The following is a 24,500-nucleotide window of genomic DNA, read 5'->3' on the forward strand; positions in this document are numbered from 1 at the left end:
TGAAGGCCTGCTTGAACAGGGCGATCTAAATAAAAAAGAGGGGGTGCCCTCTGGGACAGCCCCTTCTAGTATAAGCTTTTATAAAAGATGAAGCGATGATCTTTATGCGAATCAGCCGATTTCTTTTTTTGTTGCCTTCGCCAGTTCGTCTTCCAAGATCAGATCCGCAGTGAGCTGGCCGGAGAGTGTGACCATTGGAACTCCTCCGCCAGGATGTGTGGAGCCTCCGGTGAAATAAAGATTATGAAGGAGCTTACTGCGGCTTGGAATTTTAAATCCGCCATTTTTCTTGCGGTCCGTGGCAACGCCGTAAATCGAGCCTCCATTTGAACCGTATAGCTCCTGAATATCGTCCGGAGTGAATTGGTATTCCCATTCAATGTGATTCCTTAAATCCGCTACGCCCATGCGTTCCAGTTTATCTAGAACTTTTTCGCGATACTGCTCCTTTTGCTCCTCCCATGTTTCCCCGTCCTTTAAAGGCGGTACATGGGTTAAAACAAAAAGGTTCTCTTTTCCGTCAGGAGCCTGGGAAGGATCGGATTTAGAAGAAATCCCGATATACACAGTTGGATCGTCCGCAGGAACGCCCTCATTAAAGATCTGGTCAAATTCTTTTTTAGGATCCTCAGAAAAGAAGAAGTTGTGATGGGCAAGATGCTTGTATTCTTTATTCACACCAAGGAGAAGAACAAGGCCTGATACGGTTGGCACATATTTCTCCAGATCTTCCGCTGCTTTTTTGCTGCCGCTCTGATTTTCCATGATGGTTTTATAGGCTGGTATAGCTTCAAGGTTCGAAACCACCAGATCTGAATGGAGAATTTCTCCGTTCTCAAGCTCTACTCCTACAGCGGTTTCTCCTTCCGTCACGATCCTTTTCACTTTCGTGTTCAAAAGCACGTCCACGTTCTGCTCCCGCATGACCTTGCTCATCGCTTCAGCAATTTTATACATGCCGCCTTCTACATAGTGAATGCCGATGCCAAGCTGCACGTATACGAGCTGAGAAAGAATAGCCGGCGCCTGATAAGGGGAGGAGCCGATATACATGATCATAAAATTAAACAGCTGCTGAAGATGCTTGCTGCTAAAGTGTTTTTTCGTCACCTGATCCATGGATTTCATTGGATCCATCGCAAGAAGTTCTTTCATAGAATGCATATTTCTCAAATCATTGATTCCTGAAAGACTGCGCTTGTAGAAACTCTTCATGCTGTATTCATACATCTTTGTGCAATAAGCCATATATTGAAAAAATTCGTGAACATCTTCGGGGTTATGTTCCTTCAGCTGTTCCATCATAAGCTGCAGATCACTCGTCAGATCAATGGATGTTCCATCTTCAAAAAACGTTCTCCACTGCGGTTCAATCCGTTTAATGGTTATGTAGTCGTGGATATTGCGGTTTGCACTCCGGAACAGCTGTTCAAGCACCCATGGCATCGTTAAAATAGAGGGACCGGTATCAAATGTAAAGCCGTTTCCTTCCCGCTTATTTAATTTTCCGCCAAGCCGCTCTCCCTTTTCAATTACGGTCACATCATACTGATCCGCTGCAAGACGGATGGCTGATGACATACCTCCAAGTCCTCCGCCGATCACGATCACTTTTTTCTTCAAATCTTTTCGCCTCCTTATGGATTAACAAAAAATGGATTACAATGGGTATTACATCCGCTATCATTTTATCCAAAGCCGTGATTCTTTCATTCATTGAGATATGAAGTATTTTCCACAAAACTGCAAAATAGAAACCTGATTAGAAGGCTTTGTAACGCAATAGGAGAGAAAAAAGGGTATAATGAAGAAACCGTTCTAGTGAGGTGGCTGTTTGTGGCAATTATTATGATCGCTCTGATCATCGGAATCTATCTGTTTTGGAACATTCCGACACTTGAGTCCATTCCAGGTGAAAAAGCAAGAGCATATGTACGTAAGAATTTATCGATTATTATTCCGGCGAGAAACGAGGAAGAAAATCTGCAGGTATTATTTCGTTCGATTTCATCCCAAAGCGATTTACCGTATGAAATCATCGTTGCGGATGATCAATCAGAGGACCAGACGAAAAAAGTCGCTGAAGCCTTTGGTGCGAAGGTGATTGAGGTACCCGATTTGCCTGCCGGCTGGTCAGGGAAATCATGGGCCTGCTGGAACGGCGCGAACTCCAGTACGGGGACATGGCTGCTCTTTCTTGATGCAGACACAATCGTAGAAAGAAATGGTCTGGATAGACTGGCTGATTTATTCAGGCACATAGAAAATAAGGGAATATTAACGGTGCATCCGTATCATAAAACGAAAAAAGCTTATGAGAACGGGTCGGCTATCTTTCATATGATGACCATTGGCGCAATTGGTGCGTTTGTTCCTTCCTGGGCTGGAAAAAAAGCGAACGGGGCATTTGGACAGGTGCTCATGTGCAGACGTGAGGATTATTTCGGCTGGGGAGGCCATGAGTCCATCAAGGGTGAAATCGTCGAGAATATGGCAATGGGGCAGAAAATCAAAGAATACGGTAAGTCTGTGTACTTTGCGAGCGGGAAAAAGGCCATTTCCATGCGGATGTATCCGGATGGAGTGAAAGCCATGACAAATGGCTGGGCAAAGAGCTTTGCTTCAGGAGCTAAAACCGCCAGCCTGGTATACTTGATTCTCTCTTCTATTTGGCTTGCCGGACTTCTGTCCTTTTTCGTTAAAATTCCGGTGTTATTTTCAGAAGCGTGGCTTGCGTATGTTCTTCTTTACGCGGCAGCGGTCATCCAGCTGGCGGCTGCGCTGTCCAGGTTCGGACGCTTTTCCATCTGGGGATTAATAGCGTTCCCCCTTCATCTTTTATACTTTTTATCCGTATTCGGACTCTCATTGTATAAGACATTTATCCGTAAAAATGCCAGCTGGAAGGGCAGAAGCATCGTGAAACACTCAGAGGGGGACCATGATCAATGAACGGCATCCTTCTTGCCGTTTTAAATGCGTGCCTCCTGCTTTTTATTCAGCTCGGTGTTTCTTGGCTGATGTCGCGTGCTCCTTCTCAGTATTTCAACTATTTCCAATGGGTCTTCCAAAAGTGGAAATGGGAGAAGGATGGAAAGATTTATGAGCATCTCGGGATTAAAAGCTGGAAAGATAAGCTTCCTGATGCAGGCGGGTGGTTTAAAAATGGCCGGTCCAAAAAGAGACTGCGCGGCCGATCCGCGGAAACGCTTGAGCAGTTTATCCTTGAAACAAAACGCGGTGAGCTTGCCCACTGGCTTCAAATCCTCCCGTGTCTTTTATTTTTTTTATGGAACAGCGTGCTTGGAGGCTGGATTATTTTAATCTATGCTTTTGCATTTAATTTGCCTTTTATCGCCGTACAAAGATATAACAGGATGCGGCTTTCAAGAGCATTAGAGAGAAAAAAGAATGAAAGAATGGAAAATCGGGTGGGTTTACATAAAATTTGAGATTTTGATAAGATAACATCGGAGACATACATAACAGCGGAAAGGCGTGGAACATATGAATAAAAGAATCGAACAGCTTCGGGAATGGATGAGGGATGAATCAATCGATGCAGCATACATTCACTCTCCGGAAAACGTGTATTATTTAACCAACTTCCTGACAGATCCGCATGAGCGTTTAATGGGATTGTTTATTTTTCAGGAAAAAGAGTCCTTTTTCATTCTGCCGGGCATGGAGACGGGGCAGGCAAAGGATGCGGGCTTTAAGGAGGAAATTATAGGATACGGCGATCATGAGAATCCGTTCGATAAAATCCGTAAAGCCTTTGCATCCAGAGGGATGCAGTCCATTCAGACGGCAGCTATTGAAAGCGAGCTTCTGTCCTATTCCAGAGCTCAGGAATTCCTGAATGTAACAGGGTCGCCAAAGCTTGTTTCAGCAGAAGAGAAGATGAATGAACTCAGGGTCATTAAAGACGAAAAGGAAATTGCCATTATGGAAAAAGCAGCCAGGCTTGCTGATTACGGCGTAGAGGTCGGAGTGGCTGCTCTTAAAGAGGGCATTACTGAAATGGACGTTGTGGCCAAAATTGAATATGAACTAAAAAGAAAAGGCGCACAGGCGATGTCTTTTTCCACTATGGTTCTGTTCGGAAAGAAATCAGGCCTGCCGCACGGAAATCCTGGTACGGCCGTTTTGAAAAAAGGAGATTTCGTTTTGTTTGATTTAGGTGTGGTCCTAGATGGATATTGCTCGGATATAACCCGAACGGTCATGTTCGGCCAGCCGGATGAAAAACAGAAATCGATTTATCATACGGTTCTTGAAGCAGAGCTTGCTGCCTTGCAGGCAGCAAAACCTGGTGTGAGAATTGGGGATTTGGATAAAATTTCAAGAAAAGTAATCGAAGACGCAGGATACGGGGAATACTTCCCTCACCGCCTTGGCCATGGACTTGGCATAAGTGTCCATGAATTCCCTTCCATGGCTCATACAAATGATGGCGTGCTGAAAGAGGGAATGACCTTTACGATTGAACCAGGGGTTTATATCCCTGAAGTAGGCGGCGTCCGAATTGAGGATGATGTCCTGATTACAAAAGATGGGGCCCGTGCCCTCACTGCCTATCCTAAAGAGCTGCAAATTATAGAATGAGCAAAACCGCGCCGGCCCTATGGGTAACGGCGCGGTTTTTTAATGGACGAGACCTGAAAACAGCTTTTCCTGAGAGGCTGGCCGTTCCGACGGTTTCCCAATAAAATATCCCTGTCCGAGTGAAATGCCGATCGAATCAAGAAACCCATACTCTTCTTCTGTTTCGATGCCTTCTGCAAGGACGGTGATGGAAAGGTCGCGGGAAAGGGCCTGCACATTTTTAAGGAAGCTTTGCTTCTCAGGCTCTTTATAGCAGTCTGTAATGTAATGACGGTCTATCTTCACAAAGTCCGGCTTTAAATTTTCCAGTACTTCGTATGTGGAATACCCGCTCCCCATATCATCCAGCGCTACTTTCATCCCGTTGGCACGGTACGTATCCAAAATGTTTTTCAGATGATCCATATCATTGATTTTTTCGGTTTCGACCACTTCAAAAATCAAATCTTCAGGTCTCACGCCATATTGCTTAACCATTTTAAATGTGTGCTGAAGGCAGTGTTCAGGATTATAGATGGATGACGGAATAAAATTGATAAATGATTTGATGCCTTTTTGAATTTGATTGGAGCGGGCGATGATTGCTAGCTCCCGGGCTCGCCTGTCCAGGATTGACTGCATGCCGGTTTTAATCGCGGTATCAAAAAGCTGGTATGGTGATACGGGCGGATGGATGCTCCTCAGCAGAGACTCATAGCCGAAAATTTGTCCGGAGCGGAGATGAACAATTGGCTGGAAAAAACTTAAAAAATCGCCTTTTGTAATGAGATTCACGATGTCTTTGTAAACGACGCGTTCATAAATGTAGCTGAATGGCGAGTAGGAAAGAGGAGATTCGGAATCTTTCGAAATGGCGGCATTTAGTTGCCGGGTATCGCATGCAGCCTGCACTTCTTTAACCTTCATTTCAAGTTCAAGACTGGAGTGATAGGAAATCGTACAGGTCCCTTCATCTGTAAAAGGCAGGCCGGAAGTGTACAAGCTTTTATTTGATGTGCGAAGGAGAAGAAAACCTTCTTCATGAATAGGCGGAGCAGGTGTGCAGGCAGTACAGGAAATCATTGGTTCTCTCCTTTAGGTATAATGTAGTGAGTCAATTGTATCAAATGCGTAAAAAGATTTGTAGTATTTTGCTGAAGGTTCTCATATTTCCTTAATATGAGGTTTTTGTTTTGAGAAATCTTTCTATGGGGATTATAGTAGAAGAGGCATCATAGCACGTTACATAAGAGGTGAATGGAAATGAAGAAAATTGCGGTTTTGACAAGCGGGGGAGATTCCCCGGGAATGAATGCAGCCATCAGGGCTGTTGTACGAAAAGGAATATACAGCGGTCTTGAAGTGTACGGTGTATACCAGGGATATCAGGGACTTATGCAGGGTCAAATTAAAAAGCTTGAGGTAGGTTCAGTCGGAGATATCATCCATCGCGGCGGAACCATGCTGTATACGGCCCGGTCTGAAGAGTTCAAAACAGATGAAGGTCAATACAGAGCGATTGAACAGCTGAAAGCACTTGGAATCGAAGGCCTCGTCGTGATCGGCGGTGATGGCTCCTATCAGGGGGCTGCAAAACTCACCCAGAAAGGTTTCCCATGCATCGGATTGCCTGGAACGATTGACAATGATATTGCCGGCACGGACTATACAATCGGATTTGATACAGCATTGAATACAGTGGTGGATGCCATTGATAAAATCAGGGATACAGCGACGTCTCATGACCGTACATTTATTATTGAAGTGATGGGGCGGAGGGCTGGAGATATTGCCTTATGGTCCGGACTTGCCGGAGGAGCAGAAACCATTCTCATTCCAGAGCATCCCAATGAACTGGATGAGATGATGGACAGGCTCAACAGCGGAATCAGCAGAGGGAAAAAACATTCCATCATTGTTCTTGCTGAGGGGGTAGGCTCAGCAGAAGATCTGGCGGGCGAGCTAAAAGAAAAGTTTGATTTAGAAACGAGAATCAGCGTTCTTGGTCATATCCAGCGCGGGGGCAAACCTACAGGAAGAGACCGTGTTCTTGCTTCGCGATTGGGAGCGAGAGCGGTAGAATTGCTGCTGGAAGGCAAAGCAGGCAGGGCGATCGGAATCACCAATGAAAAGATTACCGACCGGGATCTGCTGGAGATTGCAGGGCAAAAAGATCCGCTTCCCGAAAAACTCTACACTCTTTCACAGGAACTTTCTATTTAAAGGAAGATGGCTGGGGGAGGGGGAACGGAACGATTGCCAAAAAAACAGACCCCCCCCAGATAGAATGAAGAGCAGAATGTCCAGGGCAGTCCTGGCTTAGAGAAAAGAATGAATCGAAAACCCCCGGTATGCTTATGCCGGGGGTTTTTTTATGGAGGCACTGTTAAAGCCTGATGTTGATTTTTAACACCAGTTGAATGAAGTGGAAGGTGTGAGACTCCTGCGGGAGCAGCGGGACAGACTCACTGCCCGCCCCGTGGAAAGCGAGCGCCTGTAACGTAAATCAACAGCCTAGTTATCAGAGATTTTATGGAAAGTTATTCGAATTGAAAGGATCGGGCCAGGCTGATGAAAGCGAAAATCAGTCAAGATAAACGTGCTTAAAATCAGGCTTGCAGGACATTGCCTTTGTCTAGTGTGTCTCCTTAGTCATTTTAAGGAGAATGTATCTAATGGCAAATCCGACAGAGAGTCCGGGTATGAGAGAGAGCATAGGAAGCCATACGGGACCGGGGAGAAATCCGAACAAACGGACTTTATCTGAGAACATGATTCCAACCGTTACAAAATAGGCGGAAAAAGCAAACGGCAAATAAGAGAACCTGGGGCATGGGCCGTCAGCAAATTTATACGCGTCATACATGGCGAATAGATAGACACAAGGATAAAACATAAGCCATTGAAGGTCCGCTGTGCGAAAGGCTTCTGTAATATCGCCGTTAAAGCTGTATTTAATAGACAGATTAAAGAGGGCATTCATATTAATCAAAAATTCCAGTGCAATGAAAACAATGCCTTTTCCAAAGTGGCCGTTAAGGAACTGCCCGAACCCAGGCAGGGCGATGCTCCAAAGAATAGCTTCCAGTTTGCCTGTTTTTTTCATCGAAAAGCTCCGTTCGCTTGTTTTTATTAGGTTTCCCTCATCCGGTATGAACATACATAAAAGCCCATCCATTCAAAAAAAGATTGAATATCATTCCTGAATCGGCTATTTTTACAATAGATGGATTACTTGCCAGAAAGGGGATTTTTTATGCGGTATAATCGTTCTGAATCATTCCGGTTTGTGTTTTCCGATCCGGTCGATGCTTCTTTTTCCATTGTTGAAAGAAGCGGAAAAGAAGTTCATACAAAACAGGGGAAAGCTGTCATTATGGACATAAGCCCATCCGGCCTTAAGCTGATCTCCCATCTGGAGCTGCCAATGGAAGAACAGGTTATTTTAAATATTACGTTTACCATTAGGAATGAGGAGCTTGAACTTCGCGGTATACCAATGTGGAAGAAAAGATCGGGCAGCGGCTTTCAATACGGAATTAAAAGTGTAAATGATGAAATCCTTCGGGAACGGATTGTAAAGGAATTAAAGGAGTATGCTCAAACCAGAACAAAAGCATAATGATGAACTCTGTTGCATGCAACTGAATTAGCACTCCGGGACATGAAAGTACCCGGGGTGTTTTTTTATGGGGTAAAAATAGGATCCAGTTTTAGTCCGCCGCACCAAAAAATATTGTTTTTAACCTTCTCTCTCCTGTCTGGCGATTCGAAAACAAATAAATTGGCAGGTTTCCGCTACTTTCCCTTTCTTTCGGTGTATTGCTATAGCGAAAGGGGGTGAGAAACATGGCACAAACAATTCTAATCGACAGACAGCTGCGACTTGTATATGACCTCGGTCTGAATAAGGAAGGAAAGCAAGTATTCAAGTCCAAGACTTACAGCAATGTTAAACCGGCTGCTGATTCTGATCAGCTGATGGCAGCAGCATTGATTCTTTCAGGGCTGCAGCAGTACCCGCTTTTCGCAGCTGAGCGTCTGGATGTAAATGAAATTCAAAACTAATGAATGGAGTGAGGTGTAAAAATGGCAAAAACACTTGAAATGCAATTTGTAAATGAACAGGGGAAAACCGTCACAATCAGTGTAGATGCTCCAAAGGAATCGATTACAAACGAGGAAATTGCGGCAGCGATGGATGGCCTGCTTGGATCCGGTGTTTTTACTTCCGGAGGAGGCAATTTAACATCCAAAAAAGGTGCGAGAACGATTGACCGGACTGTAAAAGACATGGATATAAAATAAACAGGGAAACAGGGGGCTGACCATGTCAGGTCCCTGTTTTAAAAAAGGCAGGGGGTAAAATGGAGCAATGGCTTCAGCTCATAGGAGACACAGGGTTTCCGATTGTCGTGACGATGTACTTGATGCACAGGATTGAAGGGAAACTGGACGTTCTGATCCAGACCATTCAGATGCTTCCGGTCCGGATACACGATGAAAAAAGAGAATCCACAGATCGTACGGGCAGAATGCATTTAACTGAAAAAATTCAATAAAAGAATCCCGGTCATCAGACCGGGATTCTTTGACATTCTATTATTCAGCTGTCCCATTCATTCTTTTTCTTTCCTTTTTGGACTGTTTAAAGAAGAACAACTCGTATACAACCGGTACGATGATCAGTGTCAATAAGGTGGATGAAGTTAATCCGCCGATTACCGTAATGGCAAGACCCTTTGAGATCAGTGTGCCGGATGACGTTGTAAAGGCAAGCGGAAGCAGGGCCGCAATGGTCGCAAAAGCTGTCATCAGGATAGGACGCAGTCTTGTTTTTCCTGCTTCGATGAGCGCCTCGCGGATGACAAGGCCTTTTTGCTCCCTGTTCTGGCCGATCCGGTCCACCATTACAATCGCATTGGTTGTAACAATTCCAATAAGCATGAGCAATCCGATCATCACGCTGACGCTAAGCGGCTCTTTCGCCAGATAAAGCCCCAGAAGGGAACCGACCGGAACAAAAATTAAGGAAGACAGGATAACAAAAGGAATTCTCGCCTTGCCGAATGTAATCAGCATGGTGATATACACAAGTCCGATTGCAACTGCCATCGCAAGGCCGAGCTGCTGGAACGTCTGGACGGTTTCGTCGCTTCCGCCTCCGCCTTCAAGGGAAACTCCTTTAGGAAGATCAACATCTTCCTTTACTCCCTTGATAACAGAAGAGGATACTTCCGCTATATTATCGGACGTAATTTGGGCACTTACCTGAGCATACACTTTTCCGTCCAATCGCTGAATGGATGTGAACGCATCAACCTCTTTTATATCTGCAACATCTGAGAGTTTGATTGGCCCTTTTTGGCTGAAGATGACCGTATCTTTCAGCTGATCCACGGACGTAATATCTTCTCCGTAGCTCAGTTCCACACTCCGGTCCTGCCCGTCTAATTTTAAATCTCCAACATCGACAGGCTTCGTCTGATCGGAAACCGTGCCGAGCACCTGGAATCCGGAAACTCCATACTCATCTGCTTTGTCGGGTTTGATCGTCACTTCCGCCTGTTTCTGTTTTTCTGCAAAATTGTTGGATACATATTTCAAATCTTTGTTTTTGTTCAGATAATCCTCTACTTTTTTAGAAGCTTCGGATAAAGCGTTCAAGTCATTTGAATATAAATCAATATTTACATTGTTGTTGGATGGAGGTCCGCCGCTGCTCTGCTCCTGAATGCCGAGTTTCGCATCCGGTGCTGTCTTTTCTGCAACAGTTTCCATCTTTTTCTGAAGATCTTTAATATAATCCGATACTTCTGTTCCATCTTTCAATGTAATAAAGTAACTGGCTTTATTCTCCCGTTTGAGTCCGGTTGTAAAGTCACGGCTTCCAATTCCGGCTGTTACTTCTTCAATCGGTTCCTCTTTATCAAACATTTTTTCCAGTTCGAGGGAAACATCGTTCGTTTTCTCAAGTGTTGTAGAAGATGGAAGCTCTACGCTTGCAACGAGCGTTTTTTGCTCTTCGTTCGGAATAAAAGTGAAACCGAGTCCGCTGACTAAGAATACGGAACCGAATAAGAGCAGGAGGGAAACCCCGATAACGGCAATTTTATGATTCAGCGACCATTCGATTACACCGGCATAAAACTTCTGAAGAGGGCCTTCCTTCTCTTCTTTCGGAACTTTTTTAAACGAGAACCGTGCCAGAATCGGTACAATCGTAATGGATACAAGCAGAGAAGTAATAAGGGCAAATATAATCGTTAAAGCGAACGGCAGGAAAAATTCGCCTGTAATGCCTCCTACAAATCCAAGCGGCAGGAAGACGACAACCGTTGTGATGGTAGAAGAAGTAATAGCTTTCAGAATCTCTTTAGTGGAATCCTGAATAAGTTCATTGGAAATGCCGCTATTCGTTTTGCGCACGCGTCTGAATATGTTCTCAATAACAACGATACTGTCATCCACAACACGTCCTACTGCGACAGCCATTCCGCCAAGTGTCATGATATTCAAAGAAATATCAAGCTGGTTCAGGAAAATGGAAGTGACGAGCAGGGAGAGCGGAATCGAAATAATAGCAATGATGGTCGCTCTGAAATTCCGAAGGAAAACAAGTACAGCAAGAGAGGCGAACAATGCTCCAAGAAGTCCTTCGCGAATGAGTGTTTCCACTGACTTTTCAATGCCTTCAGCCTGGTCAAATCCAATGGAATAATCCAATTTGTCGTCGTATTTTTTCAGTGTCTTGATGACTTCATCCGCTACTTCAACGGTGTTGGCATCCTGTTTTTTCGTAATCGCCATCGACAGGGAGTCTTTGAGATTGTAGCGGGTTAACTCCGGGCGGTCTGTAATGGTTTCGATTTTAGCAATATCTTTCAGTTTTACTGGTTCCTGCTGTGCAGGCTGTGCAGTCTGAGGTGCTGAAGCGGCAGGTGCTCCGCCGGATGGAGATCCTTGTGGAGAACCTCCTTGCTGTCCTCCCGGAGCGGCCGGTGCCTGGCCGGATGTTGGGCCTCCCTGCGGCGAACCTGCTGCCGGTGTCCCGGAGGTAAGCTGCAGTTCTTTCAATGTGTTTACTTCATTTAATCCTTCCTGTACTCTGATTGGAATTTCGGTATCTTGATCTACGACGTTTCCAGCAGGAAAAGATAAGTATTTTGCGTTGATTTTGTCTTTAATCTGGGAAAGAGACAAGCCGCTTTTTTCGGCTTTTTCTTTATCGACCGTAATACGGACCACTTCTTCTTTAAGTCCTCCGACTGAAACACTGTTTATGCCGGAAATTTTATTCAATTCCGGAATGACATCGTCCTGCAGCAGTGATTCAATATCAGCGTTGTCCTTCGTAAAGAGGGAGATGTTGAATATCGGGAACGTTCCGAACGAAAAACGGTTTACTTTCGTTTCGGCTGTGTCGGGAAGATTCGCTTCACCGATCAGCGTGTTAATCTGATCTTCAACTTTATCAATATCAGTGTTAAACGGGAATTCGAGATTGATGATGCCCACACTTTCATAGGAGGAGCTGGTGACACTTTTTACCCCGTCAATCCCTTTAAACTCGTCCTCTAGCTTCGATGTAACCTGCTCACTGACATCATCAGGGGAGGCTCCGGGATAGACTGCTTCCACTGAAACTTGCGGAAATTCAATGTTCGGCAGCAAATCCACTTTAAGCTGTGTAAAACTGTATAGCCCTCCCAGAATGAGCAAAAAGGAGATAATGAAAACAGCTACCGCATTTCTAAGACTAAATTTAGTTAAAAAATTCATGGCTACACCTCTTTGTATTAGTTGTACAAAAGTTATACAAGAAATACTATACTCCCTTTTCTGTAAAATTGCATCTATAAAATGTAAATAAATTGTGACGGAAATGAAATGAGAATTAAAAAGACCGCCGCCGGAATTTCCCGGGGGATCTGCAGCACTATTTTCTGGAATGAGAAAGGAATCCTGCTGAAAGAATCCGCTCAAGCTTGAATACCCGAAGTTCTCCTTTCAGAAGGCAGCGGGCTGTAATGGATTCCGCGGATTTCTTGAGAACGATGATGGGCCGCTGTGTGATTTCCCCGCGGCTGGATAGATAGATTACCTGGATCGGTTTTTTCGTCTCCAGACTTTTTGATAAAATAATGCCCAATTATATTCCCTCCTCTTTGTGGATGTATATTCAGTATATACGAACGCATGTTTGTTATGCTACTATTTAAGAACATTTGTTCTTTAAACGACTGAAGCAGTAATCAGCGTCTATCCGTTGTAAACAGGAGGGTGACCAGGGTGAGGCATCATATTATGTACACATTTGTTATACAAGGAATAAGAAACATAAAGGTTATGGACTTTCAGGAAGGAAGAATTCTTACCATTTCATCAGCAGAGCTGGAAACAAATCTGCTGTACAAAGAGTTAGCCGGGGACCTAGCCCCTTTTATCGAAAAAATCAATCAGGGAGGCTACGATTATCATCCGCCAAAAGGAAAAAAATAAAGGATTCCCAATCTCCGGACCGAATATAATCCATATATGATATGACAGCGATCTGAGAGGCATACACTTTAAAAAAGGGGTGCTGGATATGTCAGAAAATGAAAAGATGGAAGAGCTTTACAACATTTCGCAGGAAATTGTACGAACACTTCTAAAGGATGGTTATGAAGGGAATCAGCAGGCATTAAGACAAGCAGTCGAGCTTCTGAGCAGGTCAGTGGGAGATTTATCTTTCATGTACGGGAAAAAGGATGCGTGCCACGAGGATCTGCTTAAAGGGACTGTAGCAAAGGTTCAAATTTCGTATAATGCCGTTCAAATGAAATGATTCTTTGGCTTATGGGCAGGTTCAGTGTTCAGACAGTTTATAAAGAAGGAATGAATCGTTCATTTTCTATTTAATAGGGGCATGTCTTCATTCACGCGAAGGGCAAAAAAACAGCCTGTCTATTTCTTAGCGGGGCAGACAGGCTGTTTTTTTTGTCTATATTCCAGTTATAAACTTAGAGTAGAAACCGCAAAAAGAACATTCCGGTATTCTAAAGAATTTAAGTTAAGCATTCTTGGGGCTTCTATATTTAATCTTTTATTACTACCTAATTTACACTCAAGTAATAAAAGATCTCTACGTTAATAAAGAAACTTTTCATAAATATGGGTAATAAGTAAGTATTAATCAATTCCAAATTATTTTAAAATATAAATATATTGTTAAAATAAAATTGGAGTGAAGAAAATAATGAAAAAATTAGTTGAAAAGTTTACACCCATAATTCTAGCAACATTAGTGATCATTGGTGGAGTAAGTGCCTTGCCAATGAAAAAAGCGGCAGCTTACTCTGGAGTTAAAACAGTTGAAACAAGTAGTAATTTTACATACCAAATTGGATACCATGAAATTGCTACAAGTGAAGATAGTTCGAACGTTTATGGATCTGTAAAAATGGCTCCAAATACAGCTGCATACATTCGGATGACTCTTCAAAAATACGAAGGAGGAGCTTGGAAACAAATTTCAGCACATAATGCTGGGTATGCATACTCCGAGTATGGAGATATTAAGCAAGCACACACTACTTTTACAAACGTGATAAATAATGCTGGTCGAACTATAAGAATACAAGTAGATTTCTTTAATAATTCTAATTACACTGATAATCTTCAAACAGCTTATTCATATAGTTGGACAAGATAATTGGAATACTACACTGGTTAATAATGAAAATAAGGCTAGGGCAAAGCCCAGTAAATAAGAGAGGCCGCCGCAAATAAGTTTGCGGCGGCCTCTCTTTCTATTCTTTACGTTCATTTTTAATAAAAAATATAATGATACCTTTTGATAAAAAATAAAGTTACCACACAATAACCAACGGAAGTGTCCTTATATATAAACAGTATAACATGGACCAGGTTGTTTTGCCCTTGGATCTAGAAGTGAAACTCGATGAAAAAGATATAGCCTACACCGTTCATCATATGGTTGAACAGATTCCTAACAAATCGTTTTTTAGTTTCCTACTCTAGACCGATGTCCAGCTTATCATCCGAGAATGATCATGAAAATTATCTTTTGTGCCTATACCCTATTTGTTTTTTTAGGCAGAAAAATTGAGGACTCCTTACTGACAGTGTTCGGATGATGTGGCTTTCTCAAGGGTATGTAACGTGTTATCGAACTATTAACAGGTTCCGGGTACATCAGGAAGTAAAACACCTTCTCCATCAAGCTTTGTCCAATTTTGCTGTCAGCTGGGCTCAAAAAAAGCGAATTGCTACAGAGGGTATTTTTATTTATGAAACCAAAATTGAAGCCAACGCAAATATATTAAAATTTGTATGGCGGAAATCGGTGGAAAAATTCAATGCCTGTTTGATGGAGAAGACCAGGCAAATCTATGATGAACTGTTGGGGAAAAACATTATTCAACCATTGAACGGGATTATGAGGACGAAATCAAGGGGGGAAATTCTCTTTAATCGTGAAACAATTGGAAGAAAAAGTCGAGGGATGGAATTGAAAATTAGAGTCAAGATAAGATAGGGAAGAGCGGAAAGAACTTCGTTGCATGCGCAAAGAACCAAAGAAGCTTCATAAGATGTTTACAGACTTTGTGATGGGTATACAACTCATTCCATTTTGAATCATATTGAGAAGCACTTCTTAAACTCCCGGAGTATATCGTCGCGGATGCGGGGTATGTATGCGAAGAAAACTACGCAGATGTCTTAAAAAAATCGGAAACGGACACCGCTCATTACCTATAAAAACTATCGTAAAGAGAACAAAAGAGTTTCAAGGAGAACGAGTTTCATGCCGTCAATTGGGCGTACAACGAAGAAGACGATTCGTTTACATGCCCAAAAGGGAAACGAATAATGTTCCGCTATTTATCCCAACGAGCCGGTCGCAACGACTTTAAGCGAGAGATCAAAGTATATGAATGCGAGGACTGTTCCAATTGCCCTCTACGCGCTCAATGTACAAGAGCGAAGAATGGGAATAACCGCAAGGTCTATTATAACGAGACGTGGGAACAACAGAAAAATCAAATCAAGCAGCAGCTTTCGGAAGAAAAAACGGACTCCATATAAGCTCAACGAAAAATTGACGTAGAACCAGTTTTGGATATTAGAATGTTTTTGCTTTAAATGTCCACCACTTAGTTTAATGTATTCCTTCTGAAGCCATTGGTCCTTACTTCAAAAGTTTGCAGTCCATTATCTTCTGTGCCTATATGCAACTTTTCTTTTCGAGAGGCAAGATGTGAGCTCCATCAAAAGAAAGCCTTAGTATGGTGGAGTTGACATAAGAGTTGAGTTAACCATATATTAAACGACAGCATGAGCGAATTCTAATTGTAAAACTGTTCGAATGAATCATTTAGTTAATTGTGTACAAAAGCAAAAGAAGAAAATAATTGATGGCTTATGGTGCAAGAGTTATGAGAAAGGCTAAAAAATATATAAAAGGAAAGCTTTCATAAGAGAGAACAAGCTCCTTCTATATTAAAATAACAAGCTCCTTCTTTATTAAAACAAAAAATCGTTAGCTCATTCAATAGTAAGTGAGGCTAATAATTGTAAAAAAGGGTTGTGAAAACAAGGGTTGGCATAGGGGAACTGCTTGAAATTCGTGGGCTATAGGACTTATTTTACCAAACGCTTGTTCTGTTTTTGTGTTCGGATGTGCTATAATGGACATGCAGCAGGTTGCCCGGAATACGGGAGAATCCCCTTGCGGAAAGGGGGTGAGGAAGCATGACCATTTATGAGAGTCTGATTTTAATGCTCACGTTTGGTTCTGTGATTATCGCGATTCTGTCTTTTCCGAGAAAAAAATAACCTTCTCAATAAGAGAAGGCTGATTAACGAGTAATTCTGCTGTGGCTGTGTTAGATGTTGGCGCATCTACCCAGCCTTAAACTGACATTCAATCAATTTCAAGTATATCATAATTCCGGATAAAGCCGCTTAGCTTTTTTCATAAAATGCCTATATTAAAGCAAGGTGCTGACTTTTTGACTCCTGTTGGCTGGAGCGGACGCTTGCCAGCTGCCATCAGCAGCCAAGTAAACAAATCTAAAAAAATAAGATAATGTTCGTTCATATTAAGAGAACAGATGCCTGCTGCCGGTAAATAAGGCTGGCTGAAGGTAAAAAAGGGGCCGGGACATAACTAGATGAATGATCCACAAAATCGAATCTTAGTTCCATTCTTCTGCACGTTAAATAGGATGCCTTTCTTGTCGCCATTGTTGTTTTTTTATCAGGTATGCCGTTCCATTGCGCTGCAGGCACTCGCTTTCTGCGGGGAGGAAGGCTTAAGCCTCCTCGGCTGCGCCTGCGGGGTCTCAGTCTTTCCTCTGCTTCCCGCAGGAGTCGAGTGCCTTCCGCTTCATTCCACTCATTTCAAACATGTAAAATGTACAAATCTTAAAGGAAATACAAACAAAACCCGAACGATAAGGCGATCAATTGAATTTCTCACCTTATTGTTCGGGTTTATTATGGGCTTAGATATTTCTGTCACAGCCTCGTTTCCAGTATGTAGCTTTTATTTTTGATTCTTACCGGCTTTCTTAGCGTTCATCTCTTTGCTGAATTCTGTATCAGACTTCTGGTTTTGCTGATTTTGCCTATTCTGCTCTTTGCTTTCATTCTGGTTGTTCTGCGCCATATTGTCATCCCTCCTTTGCTTAAAAAACTCTGCAGGGGGTAATTACCCTATACTGCGAAATCTATTTTTTCCTATTAATTCCGTTTCTATACACCGTTCGCCGGAACATTACTGAAATGAACTGAAAAGGAGTGGATGAATATGAAAAAAATCCGGTCAGCCCTCATTGGATATGGCTTATCCGGCCAAGTATTCCATGCACCGTTTTTGCATACAAGCGCTCATTTCGATTTTTGCACGGTCATGGAAAGATCAAGAAACCTTGCAAAACAAACGTATCCTTATGTAGAAAGAACGGATTCATTTGAATCCATCCTTGAAGACGAGTCCATTGAACTCGTTGTAATTACAACTCCCAATTCACAGCATTACGACATGATCAAGCAGGCCCTTTTGCATAAAAAACATGTTATTGCCGAGAAGCCTTTTACCGTAACTTCGCTTGAGGGCTATGAACTTTCCCGTCTTGCAAAAAGCCAGAAGAGGCTCCTTACGGTCTATCATAATCGAAGATGGGATGGGGATTTTCTTACGGTTCAAGCCATTCTCAGCCAGGGATTAATTGGCCGGCCGGCTGTGTATGAAGCTCATTTTGACCGGTTTGAAACCAGGATTGATGAACATGCCTGGAGGGAAAAAGCACTCCCTGGATCTGGCGTGGTATATGATTTGGGTTCCCATTTAATTGACCAGGCACTTTGCCTGTTTGGGGAACCGGATGAGATCACAGCGGATATATGGGTTCAGCGCGAGGGAGGAAAAGCGGATGATGCATTTTCAATCAGGCTGCATTACCCTGGTTTAACCGCTGACCTCAAATCAGGGATGCTTGTAAAAGAGCAGGGTCCCCGGTTCCAGATACATGGAACCATGGGTTCGTTTGTTAAATATGGTATAGACCCTCAGGAGGAGAGACTGAAAGCGGGTAGAATGCCTGATGAAAATCTCGGGAAAGAAACAGACAGAGATTGGGGAATATTGAATACAGAATTAAATGGTCTCCACTGCAGGGGCTCCATTGAAACCAAGCCCGGGCGATACATGTCCTTTTATGACGCGGTGTACCAGTCCATTAGAGAGGGTTCGGAACCGCCGGTGCATCCAGAAGCTGCGGCGGACGTGATCAGGATTATTGAATGCGCCATGATCAGTGCAAGAGAGAAACGGACCGTCTCCTTCCCGGTCATGTCTTCTTATTGAATAGAAGAAACACCCTTATGCCAATCTAATAGGCAGAGGAGGGTGTTCATATGAAAAAACAAATTCTGCTTGTATTGGCCGCTCTATCTGTATTATCAGGCTGCAAAGAGGATGATCAGGCATCGCCCCGGACATTTTTGATTCCTGAAGGCTATACGGGCTGGATAAAAGTGGATTATGAAGGAACGATGAAAGCGTCAACTTCTCAGAAGGAGACGAAGGTGTTAAAGGCTGATTCGAAGGGCGTTATTAAAACTTCTGACAAACACATCCACGAAGGATGGGCAGAGAGCAATTACTACTATGTAAATAAAGAAGGGAAGAAAACAAAACTTAACCCTGATAAAATGATTCACGGAAACTCCAGCGGAAGAGAATCGGAAAAGGAAACCGATCAGTTTTTCTTTGTGGGAACAGATGCTGAATTTCAGAAAAATCAATACCAGCCAGCACATAAATGAGTAAGATGCCGCCCGTTCTGCTTATTTTCTACAATATCCGACATTATTCGTTGACGTCAGGGCTAAACACCTGTACGATATGAAGGGTTATAGCATGAAAAGGAGCTGGGTAGGTCGTGAGTACGCCCTTTATCGTTAAGAAAGTCCTTAATAATAATGTGCTGATTGCTGATCACCTGGATTTTCATGAGGTTGTTCTTATAGGCAGGGGGATAGGCTTCAGCAGATCAAAAGGCGATCAAATCGAAGAACATTCCTATGAAAAGATGTTTGTGCTGAAAAATGAGAAAGAACAGGAGCAGTATAAAATGCTGCTGCCATATATTGATGAAGAAGTCATTGCCGTCATCCATGAAGTGATTCAGCATATAGAGGCGAGGCTCGATCAGCCGCTGAATGAACATATTCATATCGGTCTGACAGATCATATTTCATTTGCACTTAAACGGATTAAGCAGGGAATGGATTTGAAAAACCCTTTTATCGTTGAAACGAAAACGCTGTATCCTCTCGAATATGAGCTGGCGAAGGAAGCAGTAGACATCATTCAAAAACGTCTGAGTGTCAGTTTGCCCGATTCGGAAGTCGGATTTATCGTGCTCCATATCCACGGGGCCATTACCGATAAGCCGCTGAGTGAAGTGAACCAGTCTTCTCAGCTGATCGCCGTTTTGACAGGGATTATTGAGGATTCTCTAAAAATTAAGATTGATCGCGACAGCATCAATTATTTAAGGCTTGTCCGGCATATCCGTTTCACGATTGACCGGGTTCAGGCGGGAGAGAAACTTGAAGAACCTGAAAAAATGGCAGACCTGTTGAAAAACGAATATCCGCTGTGCTATAATACTGCTTGGAAATTAGTTAAAGTGATGCAGCAAACGCTTAAAAAGCCTGTATATAATGCTGAAGCAGTCTATCTGACTATGCATTTATACCGTTTATCCAATAAAATATCGTAACCGGTATCAGCGTGTAACTGATTCGATCAGGCATGAGTGATCAAGGTTTAGGTTTCCGTCTTTCCATTTAGGGAAGTATATTTTAGGGAATCTCTATACCTTGTTTCACCATGCCTTTTTCTATGCGGATTTTTCTGATTCAGTAAGATTTCATAAGAAAACGGTTGCACCTCGCATTTATAGGATTTTTTTGCCGCTGCTCGCACAAAATAGGCTCAAGGAGGATTGAATCGAATGTTCAAAAACTTATTTGGTGTTTTGCAGAAAATCGGGAAAGCGCTTATGCTTCCGGTTGCGATTTTGCCTGCTGCAGGTATCTTGCTTGCTTTCGGTAACGCGATGCAAAACCCTCAGTTAACAGCAAAAATACCAGCACTGACGAATGAAACATTTACATTGATTGCAAAGGTGATGGAGTCTTCAGGGGATATCGTCTTTTCAAATCTGCCGCTGCTCTTCGCAGTCGGGGTAGCGATCGGTCTCGCTAATGGAGACGGGGTTGCCGGTATTGCGGCAATTATTGGTTACCTTGTAATGAACGCGACAATGAGCGCCGTTCTGACACAAACTGGACAGATTCCTACAGATGCCATTGAACTGGCTAAATTTTTCCAGGCGGGTCATCCTGAATATGCCAAGGTGTTAGGAATGGCCACACTCCAGACCGGGGTATTCGGCGGGATTATCATCGGGGTTCTCGCAGCAGCGATGTACAACCGCTTCTTTAAAATTGAACTTCCGCAATACCTTGGATTCTTTGCAGGAAAGCGTTTCGTTCCAATTGTAACCGCTGTTTCGGCTTTGATTATCGGATTGATCATGCTATTTGTATGGCCTCCGGTCCAAACAGGCCTTAATGCATTCTCAACAGGATTGCTTGATGCGAATCCGACGCTTGCGGCTTTTGTTTTCGGTCTGATTGAACGTTCTTTAATTCCATTTGGACTTCACCATATTTTCTACGCACCATTCTGGTTTGAGTTCGGCAACTATACGAATCAGGCAGGGGAACTTGTTCGCGGGGACCAGCGTATTTTCATGGCGCAGATTAAAGATGGCGCTGAATTGACAGCAGGTACGTTCATGACGGGTAAATTCCCATTCATGATGTTCGGTCTTCCGGCAGCAGCACTGGCGATTTATCACGAGGCACGTCCTGAAAATAAAAAGTTCGTTGCGGGTATCATGGGTTCCGCAGCCCTTACATCTTTCCTGACAGGGATTACAGAACCGCTTGAGTTCAGCTTCCTGTTTGTAGCTCCTATTCTTTTCGGAATTCACGCCGTTTTTGCAGGTCTATCATTTATGGTTATGCAATTGCTTAATGTGAAAATTGGAATGACCTTCTCCGGAGGAGTCATCGATTACGTCTTATTCGGTATTCTTCCTAACCGGACAGACTGGTGGCTTGTGATTCCGGTAGGACTTGTCCTTGCTGTTGTGTATTACTTCGGTTTCCGTTTTGCGATCCGCAAGTTCAATCTTGGAACTCCGGGCCGTGAAGAAGTGAAAGCAGAAGAAAATGGCGATAATGCTCCGGCAGCAGATGGAGATCTTCCTTATGAAATTCTTCAGGCTCTTGGAGGCCAGGAAAACATTAAGGACCTTGATGCATGTATTACAAGACTTCGTGTACAGGTTCAAGATGTAAAAGCAGTCAAAAAAGACCGTTTGAAAAATCTTGGTGCATCAGGAGTATTGGAAGTCGGAAACAACATTCAGGCAATTTTCGGACCAAAATCCGATAACCTGAAAGGGCAGATTCAGGATGTTATCGCAGGTAAGCGCCCTCGTCCGGTTCAGCCTGTTAATGCAAAAGAGGAAATTGAACAGCAAATTGAAGAAGTGAATCCGGAAGCTCTGCAAAATCATTTTGATGAAGAAAAATTTGTCTCTCCGATTCACGGTAAGATTCTTCCAATCACAGAAGTGCCCGACCAAGTGTTCTCAGGAAAAATGATGGGTGACGGGTTCGCGATCGAGCCGATCGAAGGCACAGTTGTCTCTCCTGTCGATGGCAAAATTTTGAACATCTTCCCTACGAAGCATGCAATCGGACTTCTTTCTGACAGCGGACATGAAATTCTGATCCACGTTGGAATTGACACGGTAAGCTTGAAAGGCGAAGGGTTTGAGTCCTTCATTTCAGAAGGCGATACAGTTAAAAAAGGACAAAAGCTCCTTGAAGTGAACCTGGACTTCATTAAGGCAAATGCACCATCCTCCATTACACCGATCGTTTTCACAAACCTCAAGGACGGAGAAACACTTGAGCTGCTTGAAAATGGAGAAGTGAAGCTGGAGCAGAAAAACATTGTGAAAATCACAAAATAATCGGAATGCAGCCGTCCCACTTGTCAGATGATAAGCGGGACTGGTAAGATAACTTATTGTGAACAATTAAAATACGCATAGTGATAAAGGAGAAGATAAACATGGCTGAAAAAACATTTAAAGTAACTGCAGAATCCGGAATTCATGCACGTCCTGCAACAGTATTGGTGCAAACGGCTAGCCGTTTCGATGCAGATATTAACCTAGAGTACAATGGCAAAACGGTAAATCTTAAATCCATCATGGGTGTTATGTCTCTTGGAATCGCTAAAGACTCTGAAATCAAAATCACTGCAAACGGTTCTGATGAAAGCGAAGCGATCACAGCTCTTGAAGAAACAATGAAAAACGAAGGGCTAGGAGAATAATGCTGGAACTTAAAGGTATCGGAGCTTCTGCCGGTATTGCGATTGCGAAAGCGTATCGCCTTGAAGAACCAGATCTTACTGTTACCAAAACAACAGTTGCGGATCAGGATGCAGAGATTCGCCGGTTTGAAGAAGCTATTCAAAAATCAAAATCAGAACTTGAAAAAATCAAAGACCATGCATTAAAAGAACTTGGAAAAGATAAAGCTGAGATATTTGCAGCACACTTGCTTGTTCTCAGCGATCCAGAGCTTTTGAATCCGGTTAAAGATAAAATCAGCAGCGAGGCTTCAAATGCTGAGTTTGCTATGAAAGAGACGGCAGACATGTTTGTCAGCATGTTTGAATCAATGGACAATGAATACATGAAAGAACGTGCTGCGGATATCCGCGACGTGACCAAACGTGTTATTGCCCATTTGATCGGCGTTGAACTTCCAAGTCCGTCTCTTATTTCCGAAGAAGTGGTCATCGTGGCAGAGGATTTAACTCCTTCTGACACAGCTCAATTAAACCGCCAATATGTGCTTGGATTCACAACGGACATCGGCGGACGGACTTCTCACTCTGCTATTATGGCCCGTTCCATGGAAATTCCGGCTGTCGTTGGTACAAAAGAGGCAACAGCGAAGATTCAAAATGGAACAATGGTCATCGTTGATGGACTAAGCGGAGATGTGATTATCGATCCTTCTTCAGAAACGATTGCTGCTTATGAAGACAAGAAGAAGAAACACGAAGCTCAAAAAGCAGAGTGGGCCAAACTTGTGAATGAGCCGACCGTTTCCAAAGACGGACAGCACGTTGAGCTTGCAGCGAACATCGGAACTCCAAAAGACGTAAAGGGTGTTATTGAAAACGGAGGAGAAGCAGTTGGTCTCTACCGTACAGAATTCCTTTACATGGGACGCGACCAGCTTCCGACTGAGGACGAGCAGTTTGAAGCTTACAAAGCAGTCCTTACAAACATGGAGGGCAAGCCGGTTGTGGTGCGTACTCTTGATATCGGCGGAGATAAGGAGCTTCCTTACCTTCAGCTTCCAAAAGAGATGAACCCATTCCTTGGCTTCCGTGCCATCCGTCTTTGCCTTGAGGAACAGGATATTTTCAGAACCCAGCTTCGTGCGCTGCTCCGTGCCAGCGTATACGGAAACCTTCGCATCATGTTCCCTATGATTGCCACTCTTGATGAGTTCAGACAGGCAAAAGCCATTCTTCTTGAAGAAAAGGCTCAGCTGCAGTCAAAAGGAACAGAAGTGTCCGAGAATATCGAAATTGGAATCATGGTAGAGATCCCATCCACAGCAGTCATGGCAGATGTATTTGCGAAGGAAGTTGATTTCTTCAGCATTGGAACAAATGACCTTGTTCAATATACGATGGCAGCTGACCGTATGAATGAGCGCGTTTCCTACCTTTATCAGCCATACAATCCAGCAATCCTTCGTCTCATCAAACTTGTTATTGATGCGGCACATAAGGAAGGCAAATGGGTTGGTATGTGCGGAGAAATGGCTGGCGATTCAATCGCAATTCCAATTCTTCTCGGACTTGGACTGGACGAGTTCTCAATGAGTGCGACATCCATTCTTCCGGCAAGAACTCAAATTCTTAACCTTTCCAAAGAAGAAGCTGCTTCTCATAGTGAAGAGATTCTTGGAATGCAAACAACGCAAGAGGTTATTGATTTTGTGAAAAAGAATTTCCACGTTGAATAAGTAAGACTGAAAAGACAGGCGAAAGCCTGTCTTTTTTTGCATATTTTTGTAGAAAAATGGGCTATTGGATAGAATTAACTGATATAATAACGATATCAAAACACTGCCCGACGGGATAAGAAGATTTAAAATGAGCAAGACCTCATGCACATTTCCAGTGCAAAAGAAAGGAAGGTCTGCTGATGATAAAG

24 protein-coding genes and 2 pseudogenes are annotated in these 24,500 nt (G+C 43.2%); 20 read left to right on the forward strand and 6 right to left on the reverse strand.

Annotation, left to right across the window (positions count from 1 at the left end):
* Window positions 1-111: 111 nt before the first annotated feature.
* Window positions 112-1,623 carry a phytoene desaturase family protein gene (locus CEF21_RS09680; RefSeq protein WP_123915774.1) on the reverse strand — a complete coding sequence of 504 codons (1,512 nt, stop codon included), beginning with the start codon at window positions 1,621-1,623 and terminating at the stop codon, window positions 112-114.
* Between the two features lie 213 nt (window positions 1,624-1,836).
* Here CEF21_RS09680 and CEF21_RS09685 point away from each other — a divergent pair, with 213 nt between their 5' ends.
* From CEF21_RS09685 to CEF21_RS09695, 3 genes are read left to right on the forward strand one after another with little or no spacing between them, the layout of a single operon-like run.
* The gene (locus CEF21_RS09685; RefSeq protein ID WP_123915776.1) at window positions 1,837-2,952 is read left to right on the forward strand and encodes a glycosyltransferase family 2 protein; all 1,116 of its coding nucleotides are present in this window, start codon (window positions 1,837-1,839) and stop codon (window positions 2,950-2,952) included.
* Window positions 2,949-3,452: a glycosyl-4,4'-diaponeurosporenoate acyltransferase CrtO family protein gene (locus tag CEF21_RS09690; RefSeq protein ID WP_123915780.1), complete on the forward strand. Its 504-nt coding sequence runs from the start codon at window positions 2,949-2,951 to the stop codon at window positions 3,450-3,452. Before CEF21_RS09685 ends, CEF21_RS09690 begins: the two co-directional genes overlap by 4 nt.
* Before the next feature lie 55 nt (window positions 3,453-3,507).
* On the forward strand, window positions 3,508-4,608 hold the full coding sequence (locus CEF21_RS09695; protein ID WP_123915783.1) for a M24 family metallopeptidase: 1,101 nt from the start codon (window positions 3,508-3,510) through the stop codon (window positions 4,606-4,608).
* Window positions 4,609-4,647: 39 nt separating this feature from the next.
* Here the strand turns inward: CEF21_RS09695 and CEF21_RS09700 are convergent, their stop codons facing one another.
* Window positions 4,648-5,670 (reverse strand): EAL domain-containing protein, encoded by a 1,023-nt coding sequence (locus CEF21_RS09700; protein ID WP_123915786.1) that lies wholly within the window; start codon window positions 5,668-5,670, stop codon window positions 4,648-4,650.
* 180 nt (window positions 5,671-5,850) lie between these two features.
* Between CEF21_RS09700 and pfkA the strand changes: the two genes are divergently transcribed.
* Complete coding sequence (gene pfkA / locus CEF21_RS09705; protein WP_123915789.1) at window positions 5,851-6,810, forward strand: 6-phosphofructokinase; 960 nt, start codon at window positions 5,851-5,853, stop codon at window positions 6,808-6,810.
* Between the two features lie 412 nt (window positions 6,811-7,222).
* On the opposite strand, the gene CEF21_RS09710 is transcribed toward pfkA, so the two are convergent.
* The gene (locus tag CEF21_RS09710) at window positions 7,223-7,693 is read right to left on the reverse strand and encodes a hypothetical protein (protein WP_123915792.1); all 471 of its coding nucleotides are present in this window, start codon (window positions 7,691-7,693) and stop codon (window positions 7,223-7,225) included.
* A 150-nt stretch (window positions 7,694-7,843) separates the two neighbouring features.
* Here CEF21_RS09710 and CEF21_RS09715 point away from each other — a divergent pair, with 150 nt between their 5' ends.
* The 4 genes from CEF21_RS09715 (at window position 7,844) to CEF21_RS09730 (ending at window position 9,149) form a co-directional block, all read left to right on the forward strand.
* Complete coding sequence (locus tag CEF21_RS09715; protein ID WP_164462144.1) at window positions 7,844-8,209, forward strand: PilZ domain-containing protein; 366 nt, start codon at window positions 7,844-7,846, stop codon at window positions 8,207-8,209.
* Between the two features lie 227 nt (window positions 8,210-8,436).
* Entirely contained in the window at window positions 8,437-8,655 is a 219-nt protein-coding gene (locus tag CEF21_RS09720; protein WP_123915798.1) for a DUF1659 domain-containing protein, read from the forward strand.
* A 21-nt stretch (window positions 8,656-8,676) separates the two neighbouring features.
* The gene (locus CEF21_RS09725; RefSeq protein ID WP_123915801.1) at window positions 8,677-8,895 is read left to right on the forward strand and encodes a DUF2922 domain-containing protein; all 219 of its coding nucleotides are present in this window, start codon (window positions 8,677-8,679) and stop codon (window positions 8,893-8,895) included.
* Window positions 8,896-8,954: 59 nt separating this feature from the next.
* A complete protein-coding gene (locus tag CEF21_RS09730) occupies window positions 8,955-9,149 on the forward strand; it encodes a YvrJ family protein (RefSeq protein WP_123915805.1) in 195 nt (64 codons plus the stop codon).
* Between the two features lie 40 nt (window positions 9,150-9,189).
* Here CEF21_RS09730 and CEF21_RS09735 read toward each other — a convergent pair whose 3' ends face one another.
* Window positions 9,190-12,369 (reverse strand): efflux RND transporter permease subunit, encoded by a 3,180-nt coding sequence (locus CEF21_RS09735; protein WP_123915808.1) that lies wholly within the window; start codon window positions 12,367-12,369, stop codon window positions 9,190-9,192.
* Between the two features lie 157 nt (window positions 12,370-12,526).
* Window positions 12,527-12,739, reverse strand: a complete 213-nt coding sequence (locus CEF21_RS09740; protein WP_123915812.1) for a WYL domain-containing protein — start codon at window positions 12,737-12,739, stop codon at window positions 12,527-12,529.
* A gap of 140 nt (window positions 12,740-12,879) precedes the next feature.
* Here CEF21_RS09740 and CEF21_RS09745 point away from each other — a divergent pair, with 140 nt between their 5' ends.
* From CEF21_RS09745 to CEF21_RS21950, 6 genes and pseudogenes are all read left to right on the forward strand, one after another.
* Complete coding sequence (locus CEF21_RS09745; protein WP_123915815.1) at window positions 12,880-13,089, forward strand: hypothetical protein; 210 nt, start codon at window positions 12,880-12,882, stop codon at window positions 13,087-13,089.
* Between the two features lie 88 nt (window positions 13,090-13,177).
* The gene (locus tag CEF21_RS09750) at window positions 13,178-13,417 is read left to right on the forward strand and encodes a hypothetical protein (RefSeq protein ID WP_123915818.1); all 240 of its coding nucleotides are present in this window, start codon (window positions 13,178-13,180) and stop codon (window positions 13,415-13,417) included.
* A 411-nt stretch (window positions 13,418-13,828) separates the two neighbouring features.
* A complete protein-coding gene (locus CEF21_RS09755) occupies window positions 13,829-14,284 on the forward strand; it encodes a hypothetical protein (RefSeq protein ID WP_123915821.1) in 456 nt (151 codons plus the stop codon).
* A gap of 340 nt (window positions 14,285-14,624) precedes the next feature.
* A pseudogene (locus tag CEF21_RS21940) lies at window positions 14,625-14,789 on the forward strand (transposase); the annotation flags it as partial.
* A 469-nt stretch (window positions 14,790-15,258) separates the two neighbouring features.
* Window positions 15,259-15,678: pseudogene (locus CEF21_RS21945) on the forward strand (transposase); the annotation flags it as partial.
* A gap of 669 nt (window positions 15,679-16,347) precedes the next feature.
* Complete coding sequence (locus CEF21_RS21950) at window positions 16,348-16,431, forward strand: putative holin-like toxin (protein ID WP_481747671.1); 84 nt, start codon at window positions 16,348-16,350, stop codon at window positions 16,429-16,431.
* 712 nt (window positions 16,432-17,143) lie between these two features.
* Here the strand turns inward: CEF21_RS21950 and CEF21_RS21715 are convergent.
* On the reverse strand, window positions 17,144-17,266 hold the full coding sequence (locus CEF21_RS21715; protein WP_277423933.1) for a hypothetical protein: 123 nt from the start codon (window positions 17,264-17,266) through the stop codon (window positions 17,144-17,146).
* Window positions 17,267-17,407: 141 nt separating this feature from the next.
* On the opposite strand from CEF21_RS21715, the gene CEF21_RS09765 reads away from it, so the two are divergent.
* The 6 genes from CEF21_RS09765 (at window position 17,408) to ptsP (ending at window position 24,309) form a co-directional block, all read left to right on the forward strand.
* On the forward strand, window positions 17,408-18,466 hold the full coding sequence (locus CEF21_RS09765) for a Gfo/Idh/MocA family oxidoreductase (protein WP_206427807.1): 1,059 nt from the start codon (window positions 17,408-17,410) through the stop codon (window positions 18,464-18,466).
* A gap of 50 nt (window positions 18,467-18,516) precedes the next feature.
* Window positions 18,517-18,927: a DUF6843 domain-containing protein gene (locus CEF21_RS09770; RefSeq protein WP_123915830.1), complete on the forward strand. Its 411-nt coding sequence runs from the start codon at window positions 18,517-18,519 to the stop codon at window positions 18,925-18,927.
* 116 nt (window positions 18,928-19,043) lie between these two features.
* Window positions 19,044-19,889, forward strand: coding sequence for a glucose PTS transporter transcription antiterminator GlcT (glcT, locus tag CEF21_RS09775; protein WP_123915833.1), 846 nt, complete (start codon window positions 19,044-19,046; stop codon window positions 19,887-19,889).
* A 234-nt stretch (window positions 19,890-20,123) separates the two neighbouring features.
* Window positions 20,124-22,223: a glucose-specific PTS transporter subunit IIBC gene (ptsG, locus tag CEF21_RS09780; protein WP_123915835.1), complete on the forward strand. Its 2,100-nt coding sequence runs from the start codon at window positions 20,124-20,126 to the stop codon at window positions 22,221-22,223.
* A 101-nt stretch (window positions 22,224-22,324) separates the two neighbouring features.
* Window positions 22,325-22,591 carry a phosphocarrier protein HPr gene (locus CEF21_RS09785; RefSeq protein ID WP_123915838.1) on the forward strand — a complete coding sequence of 89 codons (267 nt, stop codon included), beginning with the start codon at window positions 22,325-22,327 and terminating at the stop codon, window positions 22,589-22,591.
* Window positions 22,591-24,309 carry a phosphoenolpyruvate--protein phosphotransferase gene (gene ptsP, locus CEF21_RS09790; protein WP_123915841.1) on the forward strand — a complete coding sequence of 573 codons (1,719 nt, stop codon included), beginning with the start codon at window positions 22,591-22,593 and terminating at the stop codon, window positions 24,307-24,309. Before CEF21_RS09785 ends, ptsP begins: the two co-directional genes overlap by 1 nt.
* Window positions 24,310-24,500 lie beyond the last annotated feature (191 nt).

Source organism: Bacillus sp. FJAT-42376, from assembly GCF_003816055.1.
GTDB lineage: Bacteria > Bacillota > Bacilli > Bacillales > Bacillaceae > Metabacillus_B.

Coding starts and splice junctions, on each gene's coding strand:
- CEF21_RS09690 (WP_123915780.1), top strand. CDS start 2,949: ATGAACGGCATCCTTCTTGCCGTTTTAAATGCGTGCCTCCTGCTTTTT.
- CEF21_RS09695 (WP_123915783.1), top strand. CDS start 3,508: ATGAATAAAAGAATCGAACAGCTTCGGGAATGGATGAGGGATGAATCA.
- CEF21_RS09700 (WP_123915786.1), bottom strand. CDS start 5,670: ATGATTTCCTGTACTGCCTGCACACCTGCTCCGCCTATTCATGAAGAA.
- pfkA (WP_123915789.1), top strand. CDS start 5,851: ATGAAGAAAATTGCGGTTTTGACAAGCGGGGGAGATTCCCCGGGAATG.
- CEF21_RS09710 (WP_123915792.1), bottom strand. CDS start 7,693: ATGAAAAAAACAGGCAAACTGGAAGCTATTCTTTGGAGCATCGCCCTG.
- CEF21_RS09715 (WP_164462144.1), top strand. CDS start 7,844: ATGCGGTATAATCGTTCTGAATCATTCCGGTTTGTGTTTTCCGATCCG.
- CEF21_RS09720 (WP_123915798.1), top strand. CDS start 8,437: ATGGCACAAACAATTCTAATCGACAGACAGCTGCGACTTGTATATGAC.
- CEF21_RS09725 (WP_123915801.1), top strand. CDS start 8,677: ATGGCAAAAACACTTGAAATGCAATTTGTAAATGAACAGGGGAAAACC.
- CEF21_RS09730 (WP_123915805.1), top strand. CDS start 8,955: ATGGAGCAATGGCTTCAGCTCATAGGAGACACAGGGTTTCCGATTGTC.
- CEF21_RS09735 (WP_123915808.1), bottom strand. CDS start 12,369: ATGAATTTTTTAACTAAATTTAGTCTTAGAAATGCGGTAGCTGTTTTC.
- CEF21_RS09750 (WP_123915818.1), top strand. CDS start 13,178: ATGTCAGAAAATGAAAAGATGGAAGAGCTTTACAACATTTCGCAGGAA.
- CEF21_RS09755 (WP_123915821.1), top strand. CDS start 13,829: ATGAAAAAATTAGTTGAAAAGTTTACACCCATAATTCTAGCAACATTA.
- CEF21_RS21950 (WP_481747671.1), top strand. CDS start 16,348: ATGACCATTTATGAGAGTCTGATTTTAATGCTCACGTTTGGTTCTGTG.
- CEF21_RS21715 (WP_277423933.1), bottom strand. CDS start 17,266: ATGGCGCAGAACAACCAGAATGAAAGCAAAGAGCAGAATAGGCAAAAT.
- CEF21_RS09765 (WP_206427807.1), top strand. CDS start 17,408: ATGAAAAAAATCCGGTCAGCCCTCATTGGATATGGCTTATCCGGCCAA.
- CEF21_RS09770 (WP_123915830.1), top strand. CDS start 18,517: ATGAAAAAACAAATTCTGCTTGTATTGGCCGCTCTATCTGTATTATCA.
- ptsG (WP_123915835.1), top strand. CDS start 20,124: ATGTTCAAAAACTTATTTGGTGTTTTGCAGAAAATCGGGAAAGCGCTT.
- CEF21_RS09785 (WP_123915838.1), top strand. CDS start 22,325: ATGGCTGAAAAAACATTTAAAGTAACTGCAGAATCCGGAATTCATGCA.
- ptsP (WP_123915841.1), top strand. CDS start 22,591: ATGCTGGAACTTAAAGGTATCGGAGCTTCTGCCGGTATTGCGATTGCG.